This window comes from Flavobacterium rhamnosiphilum, assembly GCF_004349195.1.
In the GTDB taxonomy this organism is placed as follows: Bacteria; Bacteroidota; Bacteroidia; order Flavobacteriales; family Flavobacteriaceae; genus Flavobacterium; species Flavobacterium rhamnosiphilum.
The window spans coordinates 272698-291218 of sequence record NZ_SMLG01000001.1; the positions used below are offsets into that span (position 1 = coordinate 272698).

Here is an 18521-nt window from a genome sequence, read left to right on the forward strand (position 1 = left end):
TTGGTCGTTATTCGACATAATAAATTATTGTTATAAAAAAAAAGGAACTCCTTTTGAGAGTTCCTTAATTAATTTATAGTGAAGGTGTTTTTAGTACACCGGTTCATTTTTCAGCACATTGCTTTCTACGATGCTTTCTTCTTCTGAAAGATATTCGTATCTGTGGGACATTTTAATGATCTCACCAGTTTCCCTGATGGTAAACTCATAGGGGTCAACTGTTACCTTTTTTATCGTTCCGGGCATTTGAGTGCCAATTAATGCTTTACAGGTTGGCTCATTAAACGTACACGGTACTTTAGTTGTTCGCGCAGTAAAGTAAGTCTTTCCGGTTTCTTTACTTTTTACAGATTCAATTCCTCCTTGTACTTCAAGAGCATAGAAAGTTTCCCCATTCTCTCTTTGATATTTTTTGTAATCTACAATTGTAACCATAGTTTTTATAATTTTAAGATTAAACATTGACGGGCATATCCCAAATTATAAAAAGTGTAGGGGGTGAATGTGTGGTATACTAAGCGTATGACTTTAAAAAAAAATTAAATAATTTTTTGAATGGGTTTAAGTAAGATAAAAAACTCTTTAATATGCATAGTGGAGTATTGAAAAAAGTATTGCGCGATATACTTTCTTAAAAGTTACTTTATTTTTTGTTACAGTTTTCTTTAATTTTTTGATAAGCTATTGTTTCCCCAAGTTCCCCGGCTTTTGATAAGTCTTGACAACCTTTAGTTTTCTCTCCTTTTTTAATACGAGCTAATCCTCTAACCAGATAAGAATTTCCATTTGGCTCAATGTTTATTGCTTTAGTACAATCAGAAATACACTTGTCTAATTGTCCTAGATTCAAGAGTATTTCAGCTCTAGTATCCCAAATAAACCATTCCGTTTTATCTAATTGCAAAGCTTTTTCAACAAGGGGTAATGCTGCTTTATAGCTTCCTAGTTCTACCAAACAATAAGCTTTATTGTTATAAACGGTTGAAAATTTATAATTTTGAGGACTAACCTTTCCTTCCATTGACAATATTTTATCATAGTCACTAATAGCTCCGTACTTATCTCCAATTTCACTTTTTGCTAATGCTCTCATGAAAATAGCATCAGTATCATTAGGTTCATTTTCAAGGTATTTTGAATAACTAAAAATTGCTTTTGAATAATCTTCATTTTCATAATGCTCATTACCTTCATTCAAAAAATCCTCAACTTCATTTGTTTGTGAGTCTTGACTCTCAGGTGGATTTTGATTCTCAGGTAAATTTTGAGTTGCTGGTATTTTAGAATTTTGCTCTGAAACGAATAAATTATATTCTGTAATAATTTCATTTATTCCTATTTCTCTTTGGTTTAAGACTTTTGTGGCACGAGCCAAATCTTCATCTTCCATTGAGGTTAAAACACCGTATTCTCCGTTTAATCTCCCCAAAAAAGGCTCTTCTTTAATAACAGTTTTTAATTCAAGTACCCGTTTTTTTAAATGATATAAATATTTTTGATTTTCATTGTATTTAGCCTGAAGAGCCATTGGAACAGACATTATTTCACTACGTGTCATAGGGGTATAAGTAGAGGTAGATATTGTGCTATATCTATTTTGAGCGTATGTCGATATCACTGATATTAAGAGTAGTAATGTGATTATTTTTTTCATTTTTTTTGATTTGTATTATTGTTTTGGGTAAAACACTAAATTTCCAGAATAGTCTTCTTTGTAGGTTCCAAGTACATTTCCGTATTTATCTTTTTTTACGGTATTTCCAGAATAATCTTTTGAATACGTATAAAGTACATTCCCATATTGGTCTTTTTCTACTGTATTTCCTGCATAATCTTTCGACTTTGTAGTTTGAGTATTCCCGTATTGGTCTTTTGTCACTGTTCTACCTGAATAATCTTCTGATTCAGTTTTAATAACATTTCCGTATTTGTCTTTCCATACCAGTTTTCCTGAATAATCGGTTGAAGCAATAGCTATGACATTGCCATATTCATCTTTAGCAACAGTATTTCCGGAATAATCTTTTGAGTAGGTTATCTTCTGATTTTGACAAAAACTTAAAGTTGTTACTAATAAAAAGGTCATTGTTAAAATTAATTTTTTCATCTTACTATAAATTGTTTCCTGCCTACTCTGTACAGTTTTCAGCATCTCTGTTCTTGAAATTGGTTTTTTTAATAATGAGGTTAAATAATCCGCAATTACTTACTAAACGTCTTATATACTCCATAGCCAACCGCACCAACCACAATTAAAACAATCCAAGCACCAATACTCTCTCCAATACCTCCCATAAAGCTCTCGCCATGCATCATTCCAGACAAACCCCATAGTGGTAATAAGAATAGTAATATGATTGCTATAACACCAATCTTTGCGCATCCGCTAATGTCTTTTTTTTCTTCTGCCATAATTCTTTTTAAGTATTTATTGAGTAATTCTTATATTTTAGTTTTATCAAAGTGACTTTAATTTATCTTAAAAGGGCATTACGCCTAAATACATTAGATTGTTGTTTTCTTTAACTACGATTGACAGGAGGGGATATTTATGGGTATTGTCATAAAAGTTATAATTAAGCACTTCTTTATCTGTGTCCAAAGTGGGCTGTTCTATTTTTAAAGTCAGTTTTCCTTCAGAACTCTCATGAGCTTGATTTATCATTCCTTTAAAAAATTGATAAAAATCCTTTTTATTAGGTGCTTCTGTCTCTACCTCCGCTAACATTAGAAAAGGTAAAAATGATTCAGGGTCATTATTGATACATGATAAAACCAACTCAGTCTTAATTTTTTCTATTGATGTTTGTTGCCAAATCACTTTTACCTTTGTTTAAGTTATTCTTTAATTTTAAAATTAATTTGTGTAAGTGTATGCGTATTGATGAGTTTTACTATTGGAGTAATCATACGCAACTACTGATATAGGTTGATTCTCATCGTTGTATTGATAAATAAAACTGTAAATTAAAACCCCGTTTTTATAAACTTCTTTGATGTTGTTTGGAGATAAAAAATGATACAGATAATTACGACCTAATAGCGGACAGATGTAATCGTCTAGCAATCCAAATTTTGTATACAGGACATTGAAGGGGTTTATTTTGTCGTCAAAAGTGAATGTGTATTCGTATGGATTACTGCCGGGATGTTTTTGTTTTGTAAGCTGAGTATTATTGTATACAAATTCATTGCTTAGAGAGTTGTTTTCGATGATACTAGTAATTTGTTTTTGACTGTTTAAATTGTAGATATAATCTCTGTAAATCGATTTGTAAAAAATGCTGTTAGTCATGTACGATATTGTTTCTACAGGATAACTATTTAAATTATAGTTGTATGAGAAATCCTCTGGATTTACTACATCGCCTTTAGCATAGTCATCATCATGTGCAATTTTAATTAGTTTCTTGTTTTCATAACCTAGCTGTTGGATAGCCATGTAATTGTTCAATTCCCCGTAATTAACTTTGGTTAGAATATTGTTCTCATAATGGTAGGAACTGAAACCACCGTATGTCTCCCCAGTTTCTGTTACCGATTTTAATAATTTGACATTTGAATTACTAGGTTGGTTATCTTCTGGTTTAGAACACGAAAACAAAAATGCGAATGATAAAACAAAAATTAGATTCTTCATAATTTATTTAAAAATATTGCCTACTCTGTACAGTTTTCAGCATCCCCGTTGTTGTTTCTATGTTTCAAATATAGGCAAATCTGCCTACTGAATAATAACTTAATTCCTCGAATTTTATTTCGTGGATAATCAAGAAAAAAAAAGAATATTAATTAGCTTTGGTGGAAAACTTCGAGAACTCCGTTTAGCAAAAGGTTTCACTCAGGAACAGCTTGCAAATGAACTAGGTGTCGAAATTTCCCAAATCAGCAGAATTGAAAGAGGCGTTATTAATACTTCTGTTACAACTTTGTATGCAATTTCCAAAACCTTAAAAATTGATATTTCTCAATTATTCCTTTTTGACACTCCTTAATTTTAAATTCAAAACAAACCTATACTACTTTTAATAGTGTCTTTTACGGTGATTTTTTCATGGTTTATTTTTTAAAAAGCAATAAATGAAAGTTACCCGTAACTAGATCTCCGCCTACATATGGACTCCCTTCCACCATAAAAGAAGCTTTTTTCTTCTTGCCGTCCATGGTCATCAAGTAATAGAAAATGTTCGTGTCTCTTCCGTCATCACCTTTTATTTGTAATTTACTGGTCACTAGATACGTCGCTTTGCTTTCTTCTCTTGATATAGTTAAGTATTCTATATTCTTTTTTTTGTAAATACTCACAACAGTTTTGACGTAATGCGCTTCATTTTGCATCACTCCTTCTGGAGCATTTATGTAGAGACTATATGTGTAAGTTCTGTTGTATTGCGAGAACATAGTTACTGATACTAGCATAATTAGTAATAATAATATTTTTTTCATAATTTGGGATTGTGATAAAACGTCTTTTTTTGCTTAAAGGAATGGTCATTTGCTAACAAAGGAAGGCGTAATACTTCCTGCTCACAATACCCACTTTTAGTGATTTGTTGGCAAAGTAATTTGTTTTCAAATCATTCCATTACGGGTTTCCACATTCTGTAAAATAAACCGCTGTTATTTTAGATTATTAACAAGGACTTTCTTCAGCACTTTTAGATTAGTGTATTACATGATTCACCGATTTTATATCATTACACAAATCTAATTTAATTTTCGACTTATAAGTCGATAGGTGAAGAGAATTTTGATTTAGTCATTTGTTTTCTTTGCTCAATGCAGAAGCATCTTGAACAGATAGAACATGAATTAGTCAAAAGGATATACAAAGAGTTCCTTGTAAAATTCGATGGTAATAAATCTGAGTTTGCCAGAGCAGCACTATGTTCAGAAACTACCGTAAGAAGAGTGTTTAGAAATGAACAAAGAATGACTGTTGATTTACTATTGAGATTCTGTTTTGCTTTGGGTATAGATGTAAATAAAATTTTTGAAGGAATAAATATTTTAAATGAGAAATGAGCCTAAAACGTTTTAAATGCGTTAGACTCATTCTGTGCTATTTTAATTTGTCCTTTAGATTAGCCATCGCTTCACTAACTTTATTCTGCACTACCTTACCATAACTTTCCTGTGTAATAACCATGTTTGAGTGACCCAGTAGTTCTGATACAATTTCCATTGGAATATCATTGTAAAGCAAGACAGTAGAAGCAAATGTCTTTCTTGCAATGTGGTGCGTCAATCTTTTTTCAATTCCAGTTATAGCTGAAATTTCCTTGAGATAAGAATTGAATTTTTGATTGCTTATTGGTGGGAATATGTGGTTACTATCGGTTGAGTATTTCTCAATAATTTCTTGTGCTTTTGGCAGAATTGGAATGGAGATTTGACGCTGTGTTTTCTCTCTCTTCATCTGAATCCAGTTAATGCTGTCAAAACCTATCTGAATATTCTGCTTTTCAAGATTTGTCATTTCGTTATACGCTAGCCCTGTGTAACAACAGAAAATAAATAAGTCTTGAATGACGCTTAATCTCTTTTGTTGTAATACTGTTTCTTCAACGGTTTTGAGTTCTTCAGTAGTAAGGAATATAACGGTTTTACGAACTGTTTTGGACTTGTGAAGTATAAAAGGATCCCTGTCTAAATATCCTTCTGAAATGGCTTGTTTTATTGGGGTTCTAAGCCTTTGAATGGTTTTGTTGATAGTAATTTGTTCTTGTTTCTTCTCTGTCTTTAAATAGTAATCAAAATCATCTAAAAATTGTAAACTCAATTCTTCTAAAGGAAAATCTGTTTTTTTAAATTTCCATTTCAGGAATGCTTCTAAATGGTTTCCCACATAAACGAATTTATTATAGGTGTTGTCTTTGATTTCTAAACCTACTAGTTTTTTAATTCTGGCTAGATACTGTTTGTAGTAGGAAAGGACAAATTCCTTCTTTTTGATTTCTACACCTACGAATGTTTTGTAGATGTTGTCAAGAGTACAATCTTCGCCCTGAAGTTGAAATACCAAAATAATGTTGTTTATCTTAATTTGGACTTGTTCAATCTGAGCATTAATAAATTTGTAGTTTGTGTCTTGTACGCTTACTTTTTGAAGTTTGTTTTCCCAGTAGTTTGGGTTTACAAATAGTCCAGTAGAGAATTGTTTTCGCTCTTTGTTAAGAGTGATTCTACAATAAAGGGGACATAGTCCTTTAGAGTTTGTCTTTACGCCACTTATTACGAATAAGATGGTCACCTTTTTTTGGTTCATTTCCAATTGTGTTTGAGTTAAACAATTGGCATAACAATCAGTAAAATGGGGGTCACCTTTAAAATTTAGATGGTCACCTTATAGTCACCCTTTATTTGTAAAAAACCTGTCAAAGTTGTCAACCTATTGAAATTCCTTTTTCAATAGAATCACACGAAATACTGCTTTCACTATAGCCTAAAAACAAAAAAGACCTTACATTGCTGTAAAGTCTTTTTAAAAAGCTCCCTCTCTTGGGCTCGAACCAAGGACCCTCTGATTAACAGTCAGATGCTCTAACCAACTGAGCTAAGAAGGAAACTGTATATTTTTATTCTGGTATTGAATGAACGTTTTTGGGTGCTTATTAGTGAGGTGTGTTTCACTTGTAAAGCGGTGCAAAGATAGGGCTTAATTTGATTTCTGCAAGCAAAAATAAAACTTTTTTCAATTTTTTTTACTTCCCTACAATTGCCTTGTAAATGTCGTTTCCGTTAGCGAATAATAACAGTGTTATAAGTAATACGAAACCAACCATTTGCGCATTCTCTAAGAATTTATCGCTTGGTTTTTTACCGCTGATGATTTCATATAATAAAAACATTACATGACCACCATCAAGTGCCGGAATAGGCAATAAGTTCATTACACCAAGCATAATTGATAATAAAGCGGTGATGTTCCAGAAAACTTGCCAGCTCCATGTATTAGGAAAAATGTCGAATATGGCTTTAAAACCACCTACTTGTTTGTAAGCGCCCGTACTTGGACTGAAAATCATTTTCAATTGTTTTCCGTAGCCTACTAATTGATCTTTTCCTTTTGTAATTCCTACCGGAATGGATTCCAAGAAACCAAATTCCTGCTTGCTTACTTTGTAGTATCCTAGTTTTTCTAATGATTCCATTCCTAATCCTCCCGGTTGAACGCCAAGTTTTCCCTCTTTAGAAATAATAATAGGAACTTGAACTTCTTTTTGATCTCTTAAAACAGTAGCTGTAATCGTTTTGTTTTTGTTGTTTTCCAAAACCGTTTTTACTTGGTCAAAATATTTTGTTGGTTGTCCGTTAAGCGCAACGACGATATCCTTTGGCTGTAATGCAGTGTTTTTAGATCCATCAGTAACAGATCCTATAACAAAAGGTCTTCTGATATCCAGCAATGTGCTTTTTCCCTGTTTTGATAATTGGTCCACAAAATTATTAGGCATTTTGATCGCTTGCTGAGCTCCATCTCTTTCTATCAGCACCTCTTTTGCCATGATAACTTTCATAGTAAGATCATTATCAAATTTGACAATTTTTTCACCATCTACAGATACAATGTGATCGCCAGTTTTGAATCCGACAGTATTCATAACTGGACTCTCGATCAAAAGACCGTCTTTCAAATCTTCATTAGCAATATAGGTATCTCCATAAGCAAATGCCATTCCGATATAAATAATGAATGCCAAAATAAAGTTGACAGTAACGCCGCCTAACATAATAATCAAACGTTGCCAAGCCGGTTTAGAACGAAATTCCCATGGTTGCGGTGGCAAAGCCATTTGTTCCTTGTCCATACTTTCGTCAATCATTCCGGAAATTTTCACATAACCGCCCAAAGGCAACCAACCGATACCGTATTCAGTTTCGCCAATTTTCTTTTTTAGAAGGGAATATTTAACGTCAAAAAATAGGTAGAATTTTTCGACTCTGGTTTTAAACAGTTTAGCAGGAATGAAATGTCCTAATTCGTGAAGTATAATAAGTAATGATAAGCTCAATAAAAATTGAGAAAGCTTGATAACTATGTCCATTTTTTAATTTTAGTTCTTTTTATGACTCACAAAAGTAAGGTTTTCTATTTGTTTATTTTACAATAATTGTTCCATACCATTTTAAATGTTTGTTAATTAATGGAAATTCAATTCCTAGTTTGGCTTCCGTCCCTTAACTTTACTTTTCTAAAGCGGATATTTCTTTTATCTACACTTAAAAATACATTAAAATCAAGTCTATGTCATCCAAATTGTTTTCACCACTCCAAATAAAAAGCATTTTGCTTAAAAATAGAATTGTTATTTCTCCAATGTGCCAATATTCTGCTCAAGATGGGTTTGCCAATGATTGGCATCTCATACATCTGGGAAGTCGTGCCAGCGGAGGAGCGGGATTAATCATCCAGGAAGCGACTGCGGTTTCTCCCGAAGGCAGAATTTCTCCAGAGGATTTAGGACTTTGGAAAGACGAACAAATCGAAAAAATGGAGCAGATTAATCGTTTTATTGTGAGTCAGAATTCAGTTCCCGGAATCCAATTGGCGCATGCCGGAAGAAAAGCAAGTGCCGCATCACCATGGAACGGAGGTAGAAAATTAGACGAAACGCAAGGTGGTTGGGATACCATAGCACCAAGTGCTGTGGGATATCATGACAACGAAAAAACACCTATTGCATTAGACAAAACGGGAATTCAAAAAGTAATCTCCGACTTTAAATCAGCCACACAAAGAGCCGTTCAAGCGGGTTTTCAAGTACTGGAAATCCATGCCGCTCACGGATATTTGTTGCATCAGTTCCTTTCGCCTTTGTCAAATTTCAGAACCGATGAATTCGGAGGAAGTTTCGAAAACCGAATCCGTTTGACACTTGAAGTAGTCGAAGCAGTTCAATCAGAATGGCCGGAAAATTTGCCTTTATTCGTCAGAATTTCGGCTACGGACTGGGCGGAAGGCGGCTGGAATGCTGAAGAATCGGTGCAACTTTCGAAAATACTAAATGAAAAAGGAGTGGATTTGATTGATGTTTCTTCGGGAGGATTAGTCTCACACCAACAAATTCCGTTGGGTCCAAATTACCAAGTTCCTTTTGCGGAAAGTATAAAAAAGGAAACCGGAATGATGACTGGCGCAGTTGGTTTAATCACCGAAGCCATTCAGGCTGAGGGAATTATTGCTTCAGGGAAAGCAGATATAGTATTATTTGCCAGAGAATCCCTTAGAAATCCAAATTTAGGGCTGAAATTTGCCAAAGAGTTGAATGCGGATATCCAATGGCCAAAACAATACGAAAGAGCTAAAAAGTAAGGTTTTAAAACATATAAGCCATATAAGTTTTTTCTAAGGAGCTAAATTTTTTGAATCCTATAAGGTCATATTAGTTTTACTTTTAGATAGTATAAAACAGTATTAAGTAAGTATGTAAGATTTCTTATATGACTTATATGTTTAAATTTCGAAATAAATAGGCATATAAGTTTTACTTTTAAAAAGTGTAAAGTGGTACTGTTTAAAGACATTCTAATTCTTCTGTGAACTTATATTCCTTACATGTTTAAAAAAACAAATTTCTTTTCCTATTTTGGAAAGAAAAGATGTGACAAGAACTTCATTACTCATTTAAATTTTAAAAACTTATATGGCTTATATGTTTAAAATGAACACGCCAATAATTTGAAAAATAATACCATGCAAAAAATTAAAACTGCTTTGCTTTCCTACGGAATGTCAGGAAAAGTATTTCATGCTCCTTTTTTAAATTTCCATCCCGGATTTGAACTGATTGGTTCTTGGGAACGAAGTAAAAAATTAATCCATCAAGATTATCCTTCCGTGAAAAGTTACGCCACGATGGAAGAGTTGTTGGAAGATGATGTTGATCTGGTGGTCGTAAATACTCCTGTAAATACACATTATGAATATGCCAAAAAAGTGTTACTGGCCGGGAAACATGCTTTGGTCGAAAAAGCATTTACCACAACTGTTGCCCAAGCACAGGAATTAGCGGCTTTGGCCAAAGAAAAAGGATTGAAACTGGCCGTTTTCCAAAATAGGAGATGGGACAGCGATTTCAAAACCGTGCAAAAAATCATTTCGGATAATGTACTTGGCGAAATTGTGGAAGCCGAATTCCATTTTGATCGTTATAATCCGATTTTAAGTCCAAAACAACACAAAGAAACGGCTAATTCGGGTGCTGGGATTCTGAAAGATTTAGGACCTCATTTAATTGATCAGGCCTTGTGTTTGTTTGGTTTGCCTCAATCGGTTTTTGCAGATATTCGCATCACACGGGAGCATTCCTTGGTAGATGATTACATTGATATTTTACTGTATTATTCCAATTTCCGTGTCCGATTAAAAGCCGGATTTTTTGTGCGCGAAGCCATTCCGTCTTTTGTGGTACATGGTAAAAAAGGATCTTTCCTGAAAGCACGTGGCGATGTACAGGAAGACGATTTGAAACTTGGAAAAAAACCAAACCTCGACACTTGGGGTAAAGAAGCTAAGAGTAAAGAAGGTATTCTTCATACGGAGATTAATAATGACGTCTTAATTGAAAATATACCAACACTTCAAGGGAATTATTATGACTTTTTTGATGGCGTTTACAATTCAATTACACAGGATGCTATTGAACCGGTAACGGCACTAGATGGGGTTCATGTGATGCAAATTATTGAAGCCGCTATACAAAGCAGTGCCCAGAAGAAAGTGATTGATTTGTAGCATTTATTTGGTAACATAAAAATTTGACCGCAGATTCACTGATTTTATGAATGTATTAAATCAGTGAATCTGCGGCCTTTTTATTTTATAAATCCATTACCGACAATCGAATTTATAAACAATAACGTTGTATTTTTTGATAGATATGTTGTTTTGACGTAATGAACGATTGCTTTTTGTAATTTTGATAAATTAAATTTCAAAACCCAAATTATCTTGATCGATCTCAATTTTATATCCCGATTTAGAACCAAAGCAAAATACAAGAAAACGTATAAAAACGCTAAGGTTTCCTATTTGAACCGAATCCGTTGGGCAGTATCCATGTTTTATTTTGCCATGGGTTTGTGTTTCGCCACTTGGGCCAGCCGAATTCCGGATATTAAAACCGCATTACAGTTAAGCGAAGGTGATTTGGGTAGTATTTTATTTGCGTTACCATTGGGACAACTCGTAGTGATGCCTTTTTCCGGTAAATTGGTCACCCGTTTTGGAAGCCACCGTATTCTGATAGTATCCTTGCTTTTTTATGTTTTTTGTTTGACTAATTTAGGCTTGGCTGTCCAGGCTTGGCAACTGTCCTTGGGCTTATTTTTATTTGGAATTTTTGGTAATTTATCGAATATCGCGGTCAATACACAAGGTGTTTATACCGAAGTCCTTTTCAAGAAAACCATCATGTCCTCTTTTTATGGAATGTGGAGCTTTGCAGGATTCACGGGTGCTCTGGTAGGATTGGGAATGTTAGCCTTTGAATTAACACCTTATATTCACTTTCTCATTGTTGCCGGAATAGTGTTTTTGATGATTGCTTTTAATTATAAATTTTTAATAAAAGCAAAGGAAACCATCAAAGTAGAAAAGAAGAAACTCTTTTCAAAACCGGATAGCGGTTTAATTTGGCTTGGTATAATTGGTTTTTGTTGTATGGCAAGTGAAGGAGTTATGTTTGACTGGAGCGGCGTTTATTTCAAAGATGTCATCAAAGCACCCGGACCATTAGTCATTTTGGGATACACTTCGTTTATGATTATGATGGCAAGCGGGCGATTTTTTGGGGATGGATTAATACATAAGTTTGGACGAAAAACCGTCTTGCAAATCAGCGGCATCATGATTTCGGTGGGGCTTTTTACAGCCGTATTTTTCCCGTTTGTCATCCCCGCAACCATCGCGTTTATGTTTGTAGGGCTCGGCGTTTCTACCATTGTACCCACAATGTATAGTATCGCAGGAAAGAATCCAAATGTTTCCCCAAGTGAAGCTTTAACCACAGTTTCAAGTGTCAGTTTTTTAGGTTTTCTTATGGGACCGCCAATTATCGGTTACATCGCTGAATTGTCAAGCCTGAGATTTTCATTTGCTTTCATTGGAGTCTTTGGATTCCTAATAGCAATTATGGTCTCAAGAATCAAAGCAATCGAATAAATATAAATTCTTAGGAGCACTATATTTCGTTTCCATAAAAACACCTCTTCCCGCTGTTCACAGTATCTTTCCAGTCTTGAAACAAGTTCAGGACTGGAAAGGATACTTGCTGCCATCGGGGCTACTCAATCCGTTTGTTTTTTCTAAGAACTTTTTCAATTGGAAGCTGCTAAAAACACATTTAATGAAATTATTTTCATTGAAAATCAATAAGTTAGTATTTTTTTTGTACATTTAGTATTATAATTCTTTCAATAAAGAATTTAAAAGACATAAGGAATTTCAAATACCACTGTTTTTATAATTATTCCCATTGGGATTTACGTCCCATTTTTCCAAAATTCATTTTTAATTATTTTCAAGTTGTTATTCCATTTCGGATGACGCTTTCTATGCTTTTTGTTCAACCGCTAAAATTCCTTTTAACGGTTGAACTTCTCGCTAGGAATAAAAAAAATAAAAATCCTCTCGACCAAAATTTCAGTAATTATATACCATCATCATAATTTGAATAGTATGAATAAATTTTACTTGGGTTTTTTCTTTATGGTTCAAATAGGAGGTGTAATAGCACAACAGAATACGGGATTTTTCGGGAAAGTCATCGAGTCCAAAACGCAGAATCCGTTAGGTTTTGTGGTCGTCAGTATTCAAAATACTACTTTAATGCAACTCACCAAAACCGATGGAAATTTCAGTTTTGATACGGTTCCCGCAGGAAATGTATTGCTGCTTATTCACAGTCAGGGATTCAAAGATGCCTTGTATCCCATAGAAATTATCGAAGGGAAGATGCTGGATTTAGGAACCATAACTTTAGAAGAAGATCAATCCACAGAACAGCAAAGCAGTTTAATAATACTCATAGAAAGCGATTTCAGCGATGACAACAGCAGTTCCGAAAGTACTTCCGGATTGTTACAATCCTCCCGCGATGCTTTTTTGCAAGCAGCCGCTTTCAATTGGGGACAAGCCCGTTTTAGAGTTCGCGGATTAGACAGCGAGCATTCCACCATGATGATCAATGGCGTTTCCATGAATAAAATCTATGATGGAAGACCACAATGGAGCGAATGGGGCGGATTGAATGATGCACTCCGCAATCAGGAATTCACACTCGGAACCACGCCTTCGGATTATACGTTTGGCGGAATTTTAGGAACACAGGAAATCAACACGCGGGCTTCCATTTACAGACCCGGTTCCCGAATTTCATTTTCAGGAACAAATACCAATTACAGTTGGCGCACGATGGGAATGCATGCGTCCGGAATGAATGGCCGAGGCTGGGCTTTTGTAGTTTCGGCAGGGAAACGCTGGGCACAAGAAGGCTATTTTGAAGGAACAAATTATGATGCCAATTCCTTTTTTATAAGCCTCGAAAAAAAGTTAAGCGAGCAGCATTCGTTGAATCTGACGGCAATGTACACACCCAATTCCAGAGCCAAAAACTCCCCAAACACTGCCGAAGTTACGCAACTGACCAATGTGAAATACAATTCGTATTGGGGTTTTCAGGACGGTGAAAAAAGAAACGCCCGCATAAAAACCATTGAAGAACCTACGATTATGCTGAATCATTATTTTAAAGTCAATGATAAAACCAATCTGAATTCGAGTGTGATGTATCAATTTGGGAAAATTGCAAACAGCAACATCGATTATCAAAATGCGAATAGCCCGGATCCAACGTATTACAGAGAAATGCCCAGTTATTACAGTTCTCTTTATGCACTGGATAACGGAGAATTCTCGGGAGCATTTACTCCGGATTATGAAAATGTAGCCAAAAGTAAAGCTCAGTTTTTAGCCAATTCACAAATTGATTGGACGGCATTATACCAAGCCAATCAAAATCCAGTTTTTGATTCCAATGGAACTATTTCAGGTTATGAACCGGCAAAAAGCAAGTATGTTTTGTATGAAGATCAAGTAGAAGATCAAACGGCGGTGGCTACAACGAATTTGAGTGCGCAACTGTCAGAAAATATTTTTCTGAATGCCGGAGCATCATTCAAAAAACTAAAATCGCATAATTCCCAAAAATTGTTGGACTTGCTTGGTGGTTCTTATTTTGAAGATATCGATGCTTTTTACAGTGGGAATCAATCCCAGTCTGATTTGAATAATCCAGACCGACAAGTAGTCGTTGGGGATACGTATGGATACAACTATAATTATTTTGCCAATACTTTAGAGGCATTCACACAATTTAAATTCACCTACAGTAAAGTGGATTTTTATCTGGCCCAGAATTTTTCAAGCGCCAATTATCAAAGGGAAGGATTATACAAAAACGGAATTTACGAAACCAATTCCTTCGGGAAAAGTGAGAAAGCAGCGTTTGAAAACTTTGGCTTCAAAGCCGGATTCAATTTGAAAATCTCCGGAAAACAGTTGGTGACTTTTAACGCGGCACATTTGACCAAAGCGCCTTCTTTACGAAATACTTTTGCTAATTCCCGATTGAATAATTCGATTGTTGTCGGACTGGAAAGTGAGAACATCAGCAGCTTGGACGCCAGTTATATCTATCGCTCCCCAAAACTGAAAGCCAGACTGACGGCCTATTATGCGGTAATTAAAAACGCGACTCAAATTTCCTTTTTTTATGCCGAAGGAATTTTTGATGATGGCGCAGGTTATTTAAACACCGATGCTTTTGTCAGTCAAACGTTAACGCAGTTGAATAAGAAGAATATGGGTGCAGAATTAAGTTTGGAATACCAATTAAATCAAACGTTTAAAACCACTTTTTCGGCGGCTTTTGGGGAATATACGTATGACAGTAATCCAAAAGTGACTTTGACAAATGATGCCGAAGCTTCTTTGGAAAATACCAGTCCAGTTTTTGATTTTGGAACGGCCGCACTAAAAAATTACAAACAAGCGGGAATGCCGCAACGAGCGTATTCTCTGGGAATTGAATATAGAGATCCAAAATATTGGTGGATTAGCGCCAATGTAAATTACCTCACGAATAGTTATATTGATATTTCTCCGATTTCAAGAACCGAAATATTTTATAAAAATCCCGCAAGCGGTTTCAATTTTCCGGAGGCGACAGAGGAAAGAGCCGCAGTACTATTAAAACAAGAAAAGTTTGATCCAACGATGTTATTGAATCTCGTGGGTGGAAAATCATGGCTGATTTATGGAAAAAATGTTGGGGTTTTTGCCAGCATCAATAATGTTCTTGATGTTTCCTATAAAACAGGGGGTTATGAACAAGCCCGAAATGCTAATTTCAGACAAATTAATCAGGATGTTTCCAGTGGTACGCCCTCTTTTGGACCAAAATATTTCTACGGATACGGAAGAACGTATTTCGTGAATCTTTATATCAATCTATAAATTAAAGCATATGAAATCAACATTCTACAAATCCTTTTTATTTTTGCTGTTGACAATCACTTTAAGCAGTTGCGTTACGGATGAGGTTGCTGCACCGAAACTTATTTGTACGCAACCAGATTTAGTGACTAATACAGCCGTTAGCGAAGTTCATGCTGTTGCAAATGCTATTGTAACGCAATACAAATACGATGATATAATCGAGGCGTATGTGGTTTCCAGTGATGAATCGGGAAATTTTTTTAAGTCGATTTCCTTTCAGACTTTGGCAACAGCCACAACACCAGCCATAGGATTTAGTGTTCCCGTGGATGCTACAAATTTGTACATTGATTACAGATTGGGCAATAAAGTGTATATAAAGTTGAAAGACCAATACACGGATATTTTATTTGGCGGGATGCGTATAGGAAGCATTTTCGTGAATTCTTATAATGAAGGCGGAGTAGGGCGACTTTCTCAAAATGATTATAAAAAAGTACTGAATGCTTCCTGTACGAATGTTAGTGAGGACTTGTTGATTCGGTCCATTTCGATGTCAGAATTGCTGAACGATTCGAATTTGAATACTTTGATCGAATTGTCCGATGTTCAATTTACAGCCGACGCAATAGGACGCCATTATTTTGAAGAAACTAATAATGTGGGTGGTGCGACTAATTGGGGTTTGATGGATAAATTGGGCAATCAAGTGTATTTTAGAACCAGTAGTTTTTCTGATTTTGCGGGTAAATTAGTGCCCAATGGAAGCGGAAAAGTAAAAGGAATTTTGACGAAATATGGAACCGATTATCAACTATTACCGCGTTCCGAAAAAGATGTTGTGATGACCGGAACAAGAGCGATTCCTTTTTTCTCAGAAGATTTTGAAACCGTAGTGGATAAGTCGAACTTGAGTCTGCCGGGCTGGGCGAATATAGTCCAGAAAGGAACGCTTTTCTGGAAAGGCACAGTCTATTCCGGAAACGGTTATGCCGAATTTAATATCACAGGAACCAAAGTCGTTTCGAATGTGGCTTGGTTGATTTCGCCAAAAATAGACATGGATGTTCACACGAAAGAAGTCTTGACTTTTAGAACGGCCCAACATCATTTAGATGTTGATTCCCAGTTAAATTCCCTGGAAGTTTATGTCTCCACTAATTTTGACGGGTTGAATTTGGCGACAGCGACTTGGATTCCATTAGTTGTTAATTTACCCAAGCAAGCGACACCTTGGTATCAATTTATAGGAAGTGGCGGGGTAGATTTATCTTCGTATAATGGCAAAATCAATATCGCTTTTAAATACACAGGTTCCGGGAAAAATCTGGCTTTGGATGGTGCTTTTCAAGTAGACGATGTCCAGGTTTTTGGGGATAAATAATTTTTAATTAATAGAAAAGAGAGGATATAATTTTGCACTGTAGCTACAGTCGTATTTTTAGTATATTTGCGCCATTATAAAATTAAAATCCATTATGAAATCTACTTTATTAGCACTTGTTTCTTTGTTATTTATTTCTTGTTTATCAGATACAAATACAAATATAGAAACTCAACCGGTTGATTATTCAATCCAAAACGAAAAAGAAATTGTGGATTACATTGCCAAAAATAAATTGACTGCCACAAAAACCGATTCAGGATTGTATTATGTGGTTAATGAAGCGGGTGATGGAGAACAACCTGCCGCAACTTCTAATGTGACAGTGGCTTATAAAGGTTATTTTACCAATGGATCTGTATTTGATGAAAGTAAAGCCGAAGGTATTTCATTTGGACTGAATCAAGTCATAAAAGGCTGGACAGAAGGCATTCCTTGTTTTAAAGAAGGGGGGAGTGGTATACTTTTAGTACCGGCTCACCTTGGTTATGGGAATAATGATTACAGTAGTATTCCCGGAGGTTCTGTACTTATTTTTGAGGTTAAACTTATTTCCGTGAATTAGGTTTATTGCTAAGGGATTGTATTAGAAACTTAGGGTGTCTTACATAAAAAAACAGGAGTTATCTATTTTTGGAGATAACTCCTGTTTTTTTTGATCAAAATACCATAACTACACATAAACTGGTCGGATTCAAGTTGAAAAATATGAATTTGAAATAAATAATTTTATCCTTTAATTGGTTTTTGTATTTTGGCAATCCCAAATCGATATAATTACCAAATGAAAATCTACTTTATTGCCATTTTTTTGATGGCCAGCCCGCGTTTTGTACAAAGCCAAATTTTGGAAAATTCAGTTAAGTTAAAGCAAATTAATGTTGTAAAGACAAATTTTCGCAATTTAAAAAGTGGCGAGATTATAAATAAAACCATTTTATTTAAGGAAGGTAAACTTTTATCAATTAAAACATCTGACGTCCTCCAAAGTTTTTTTTATAATCCAAAAGGATTATTAGACATGACTGTCAAAGAAAGGCAAGGAAGCAACTGGAAAGAGGTTGTGAATTATGCTTATAATAAAGAAGAGCAACTAGTGAAGTTTACCAAAAAATACGAAGAAGGTGGCGAACTTGTCACTAAAACAGTTGCTATAACTTATGAAGGATCAAGAGTAAAAGCAGTAACTAAAAAAAGCAACAGTCATCAAACCCTAATTGAAGATATTGAATATATTGTTGAGAATGGTCTTGTTGCCAGACGTTCCTCCAGAGATCGAAATCAACAAATAGTCAATAAAATAGAGTATGTGTATTTCAAAGATAATATTGTCAGACACAAAGGATTGATTGGAGATAAATCAATGAAGAACTATACTTTTGATGATAAAAATTCAGCTGATTTATTAATAGTGAAAAACATTTTTGGTCAAAACTATAAAGTTATTGTGCCATTAATTTCTTTTCATGAAGAAGAATTTGATTTCGAATCAATATCTAATAATAATAAATTAAGTTTTACCTCTACTGCTATAAATGCTAATGGCAAAAGCGGAAAATACAAATACAATAATTTAAACTACCCAGTATCCTGTTCCCTATATAGAAGAAAATGGGATAGTAAAAACTGAAAAAA

At 34.8% G+C, this 18521-nt stretch carries 18 protein-coding genes and 1 tRNA gene; 9 read left to right on the top strand and 10 right to left on the bottom strand.

Translation table 11 applies throughout. The annotated features are described in order from the left end of the window. Window positions 1–90: 90 nt before the first annotated feature. The 6 genes from E0I26_RS01125 to E0I26_RS01150 form a co-directional block, all read right to left on the bottom strand. Entirely contained in the window at window positions 91–435 is a 345-nt protein-coding gene (locus E0I26_RS01125) for a hypothetical protein (protein ID WP_235831695.1), read from the bottom strand. A gap of 208 nt (window positions 436–643) precedes the next feature. Continuing rightward, the gene (locus E0I26_RS01130) at window positions 644–1654 is read right to left on the bottom strand and encodes a tetratricopeptide repeat protein (protein WP_131914664.1); all 1011 of its coding nucleotides are present in this window, start codon (window positions 1652–1654) and stop codon (window positions 644–646) included. A gap of 15 nt (window positions 1655–1669) precedes the next feature. After that, the gene (locus tag E0I26_RS01135) at window positions 1670–2107 is read right to left on the bottom strand and encodes a hypothetical protein (RefSeq protein ID WP_131914665.1); all 438 of its coding nucleotides are present in this window, start codon (window positions 2105–2107) and stop codon (window positions 1670–1672) included. Between the two features lie 95 nt (window positions 2108–2202). After that, window positions 2203–2412, bottom strand: a complete 210-nt coding sequence (locus E0I26_RS01140) for a hypothetical protein (RefSeq protein WP_131914666.1) — start codon at window positions 2410–2412, stop codon at window positions 2203–2205. 67 nt (window positions 2413–2479) lie between these two features. Continuing rightward, complete coding sequence (locus E0I26_RS01145; protein WP_131914667.1) at window positions 2480–2821, bottom strand: hypothetical protein; 342 nt, start codon at window positions 2819–2821, stop codon at window positions 2480–2482. 36 nt (window positions 2822–2857) lie between these two features. Beyond that, a complete protein-coding gene (locus E0I26_RS01150; RefSeq protein ID WP_131914668.1) occupies window positions 2858–3640 on the bottom strand; it encodes a hypothetical protein in 783 nt (260 codons plus the stop codon). A gap of 121 nt (window positions 3641–3761) precedes the next feature. Between E0I26_RS01150 and E0I26_RS01155 the strand changes: the two genes are divergently transcribed. Next, the gene (locus E0I26_RS01155) at window positions 3762–3995 is read left to right on the top strand and encodes a helix-turn-helix domain-containing protein (RefSeq protein WP_131914669.1); all 234 of its coding nucleotides are present in this window, start codon (window positions 3762–3764) and stop codon (window positions 3993–3995) included. 64 nt (window positions 3996–4059) lie between these two features. Here E0I26_RS01155 and E0I26_RS01160 read toward each other — a convergent pair whose 3' ends face one another. Continuing rightward, a complete protein-coding gene (locus E0I26_RS01160; RefSeq protein WP_131914670.1) occupies window positions 4060–4419 on the bottom strand; it encodes a hypothetical protein in 360 nt (119 codons plus the stop codon). Between the two features lie 360 nt (window positions 4420–4779). Here E0I26_RS01160 and E0I26_RS01165 point away from each other — a divergent pair, with 360 nt between their 5' ends. After that, window positions 4780–5025, top strand: coding sequence for a helix-turn-helix domain-containing protein (locus tag E0I26_RS01165; protein ID WP_131914671.1), 246 nt, complete (start codon window positions 4780–4782; stop codon window positions 5023–5025). Between the two features lie 37 nt (window positions 5026–5062). Here the strand turns inward: E0I26_RS01165 and E0I26_RS01170 are convergent, their stop codons facing one another. From E0I26_RS01170 to rseP, 3 genes are all read right to left on the bottom strand, one after another. After that, on the bottom strand, window positions 5063–6268 hold the full coding sequence (locus tag E0I26_RS01170; protein ID WP_131914672.1) for a site-specific integrase: 1206 nt from the start codon (window positions 6266–6268) through the stop codon (window positions 5063–5065). Window positions 6269–6492: 224 nt separating this feature from the next. Next, window positions 6493–6566: transfer RNA gene (locus tag E0I26_RS01175), tRNA-Asn, on the bottom strand. Between the two features lie 138 nt (window positions 6567–6704). After that, a complete protein-coding gene (rseP, locus tag E0I26_RS01180; protein ID WP_131914673.1) occupies window positions 6705–8048 on the bottom strand; it encodes an RIP metalloprotease RseP in 1344 nt (447 codons plus the stop codon). 200 nt (window positions 8049–8248) lie between these two features. Here rseP and E0I26_RS01185 point away from each other — a divergent pair, with 200 nt between their 5' ends. The 7 genes from E0I26_RS01185 (at window position 8249) to E0I26_RS01215 (ending at window position 18516) form a co-directional block, all read left to right on the top strand. Continuing rightward, complete coding sequence (locus tag E0I26_RS01185) at window positions 8249–9316, top strand: NADH:flavin oxidoreductase/NADH oxidase (protein WP_131914674.1); 1068 nt, start codon at window positions 8249–8251, stop codon at window positions 9314–9316. Between the two features lie 381 nt (window positions 9317–9697). Continuing rightward, window positions 9698–10738 (top strand): Gfo/Idh/MocA family oxidoreductase, encoded by a 1041-nt coding sequence (locus E0I26_RS01190; RefSeq protein WP_131914675.1) that lies wholly within the window; start codon window positions 9698–9700, stop codon window positions 10736–10738. A gap of 216 nt (window positions 10739–10954) precedes the next feature. Next, on the top strand, window positions 10955–12166 hold the full coding sequence (locus E0I26_RS01195) for an MFS transporter (protein WP_131914676.1): 1212 nt from the start codon (window positions 10955–10957) through the stop codon (window positions 12164–12166). Window positions 12167–12682: 516 nt separating this feature from the next. Beyond that, the gene (locus tag E0I26_RS01200; protein WP_131914677.1) at window positions 12683–15520 is read left to right on the top strand and encodes a carboxypeptidase-like regulatory domain-containing protein; all 2838 of its coding nucleotides are present in this window, start codon (window positions 12683–12685) and stop codon (window positions 15518–15520) included. 10 nt (window positions 15521–15530) lie between these two features. After that, entirely contained in the window at window positions 15531–16886 is a 1356-nt protein-coding gene (locus E0I26_RS01205) for a DUF5689 domain-containing protein (RefSeq protein WP_131914678.1), read from the top strand. A gap of 94 nt (window positions 16887–16980) precedes the next feature. Next, window positions 16981–17451 (top strand): FKBP-type peptidyl-prolyl cis-trans isomerase, encoded by a 471-nt coding sequence (locus tag E0I26_RS01210; RefSeq protein WP_131914679.1) that lies wholly within the window; start codon window positions 16981–16983, stop codon window positions 17449–17451. A 219-nt stretch (window positions 17452–17670) separates the two neighbouring features. Beyond that, window positions 17671–18516 carry a hypothetical protein gene (locus E0I26_RS01215; RefSeq protein ID WP_235831696.1) on the top strand — a complete coding sequence of 282 codons (846 nt, stop codon included), beginning with the start codon at window positions 17671–17673 and terminating at the stop codon, window positions 18514–18516. The last annotated feature ends 5 nt before the right edge of the window (window positions 18517–18521 follow it).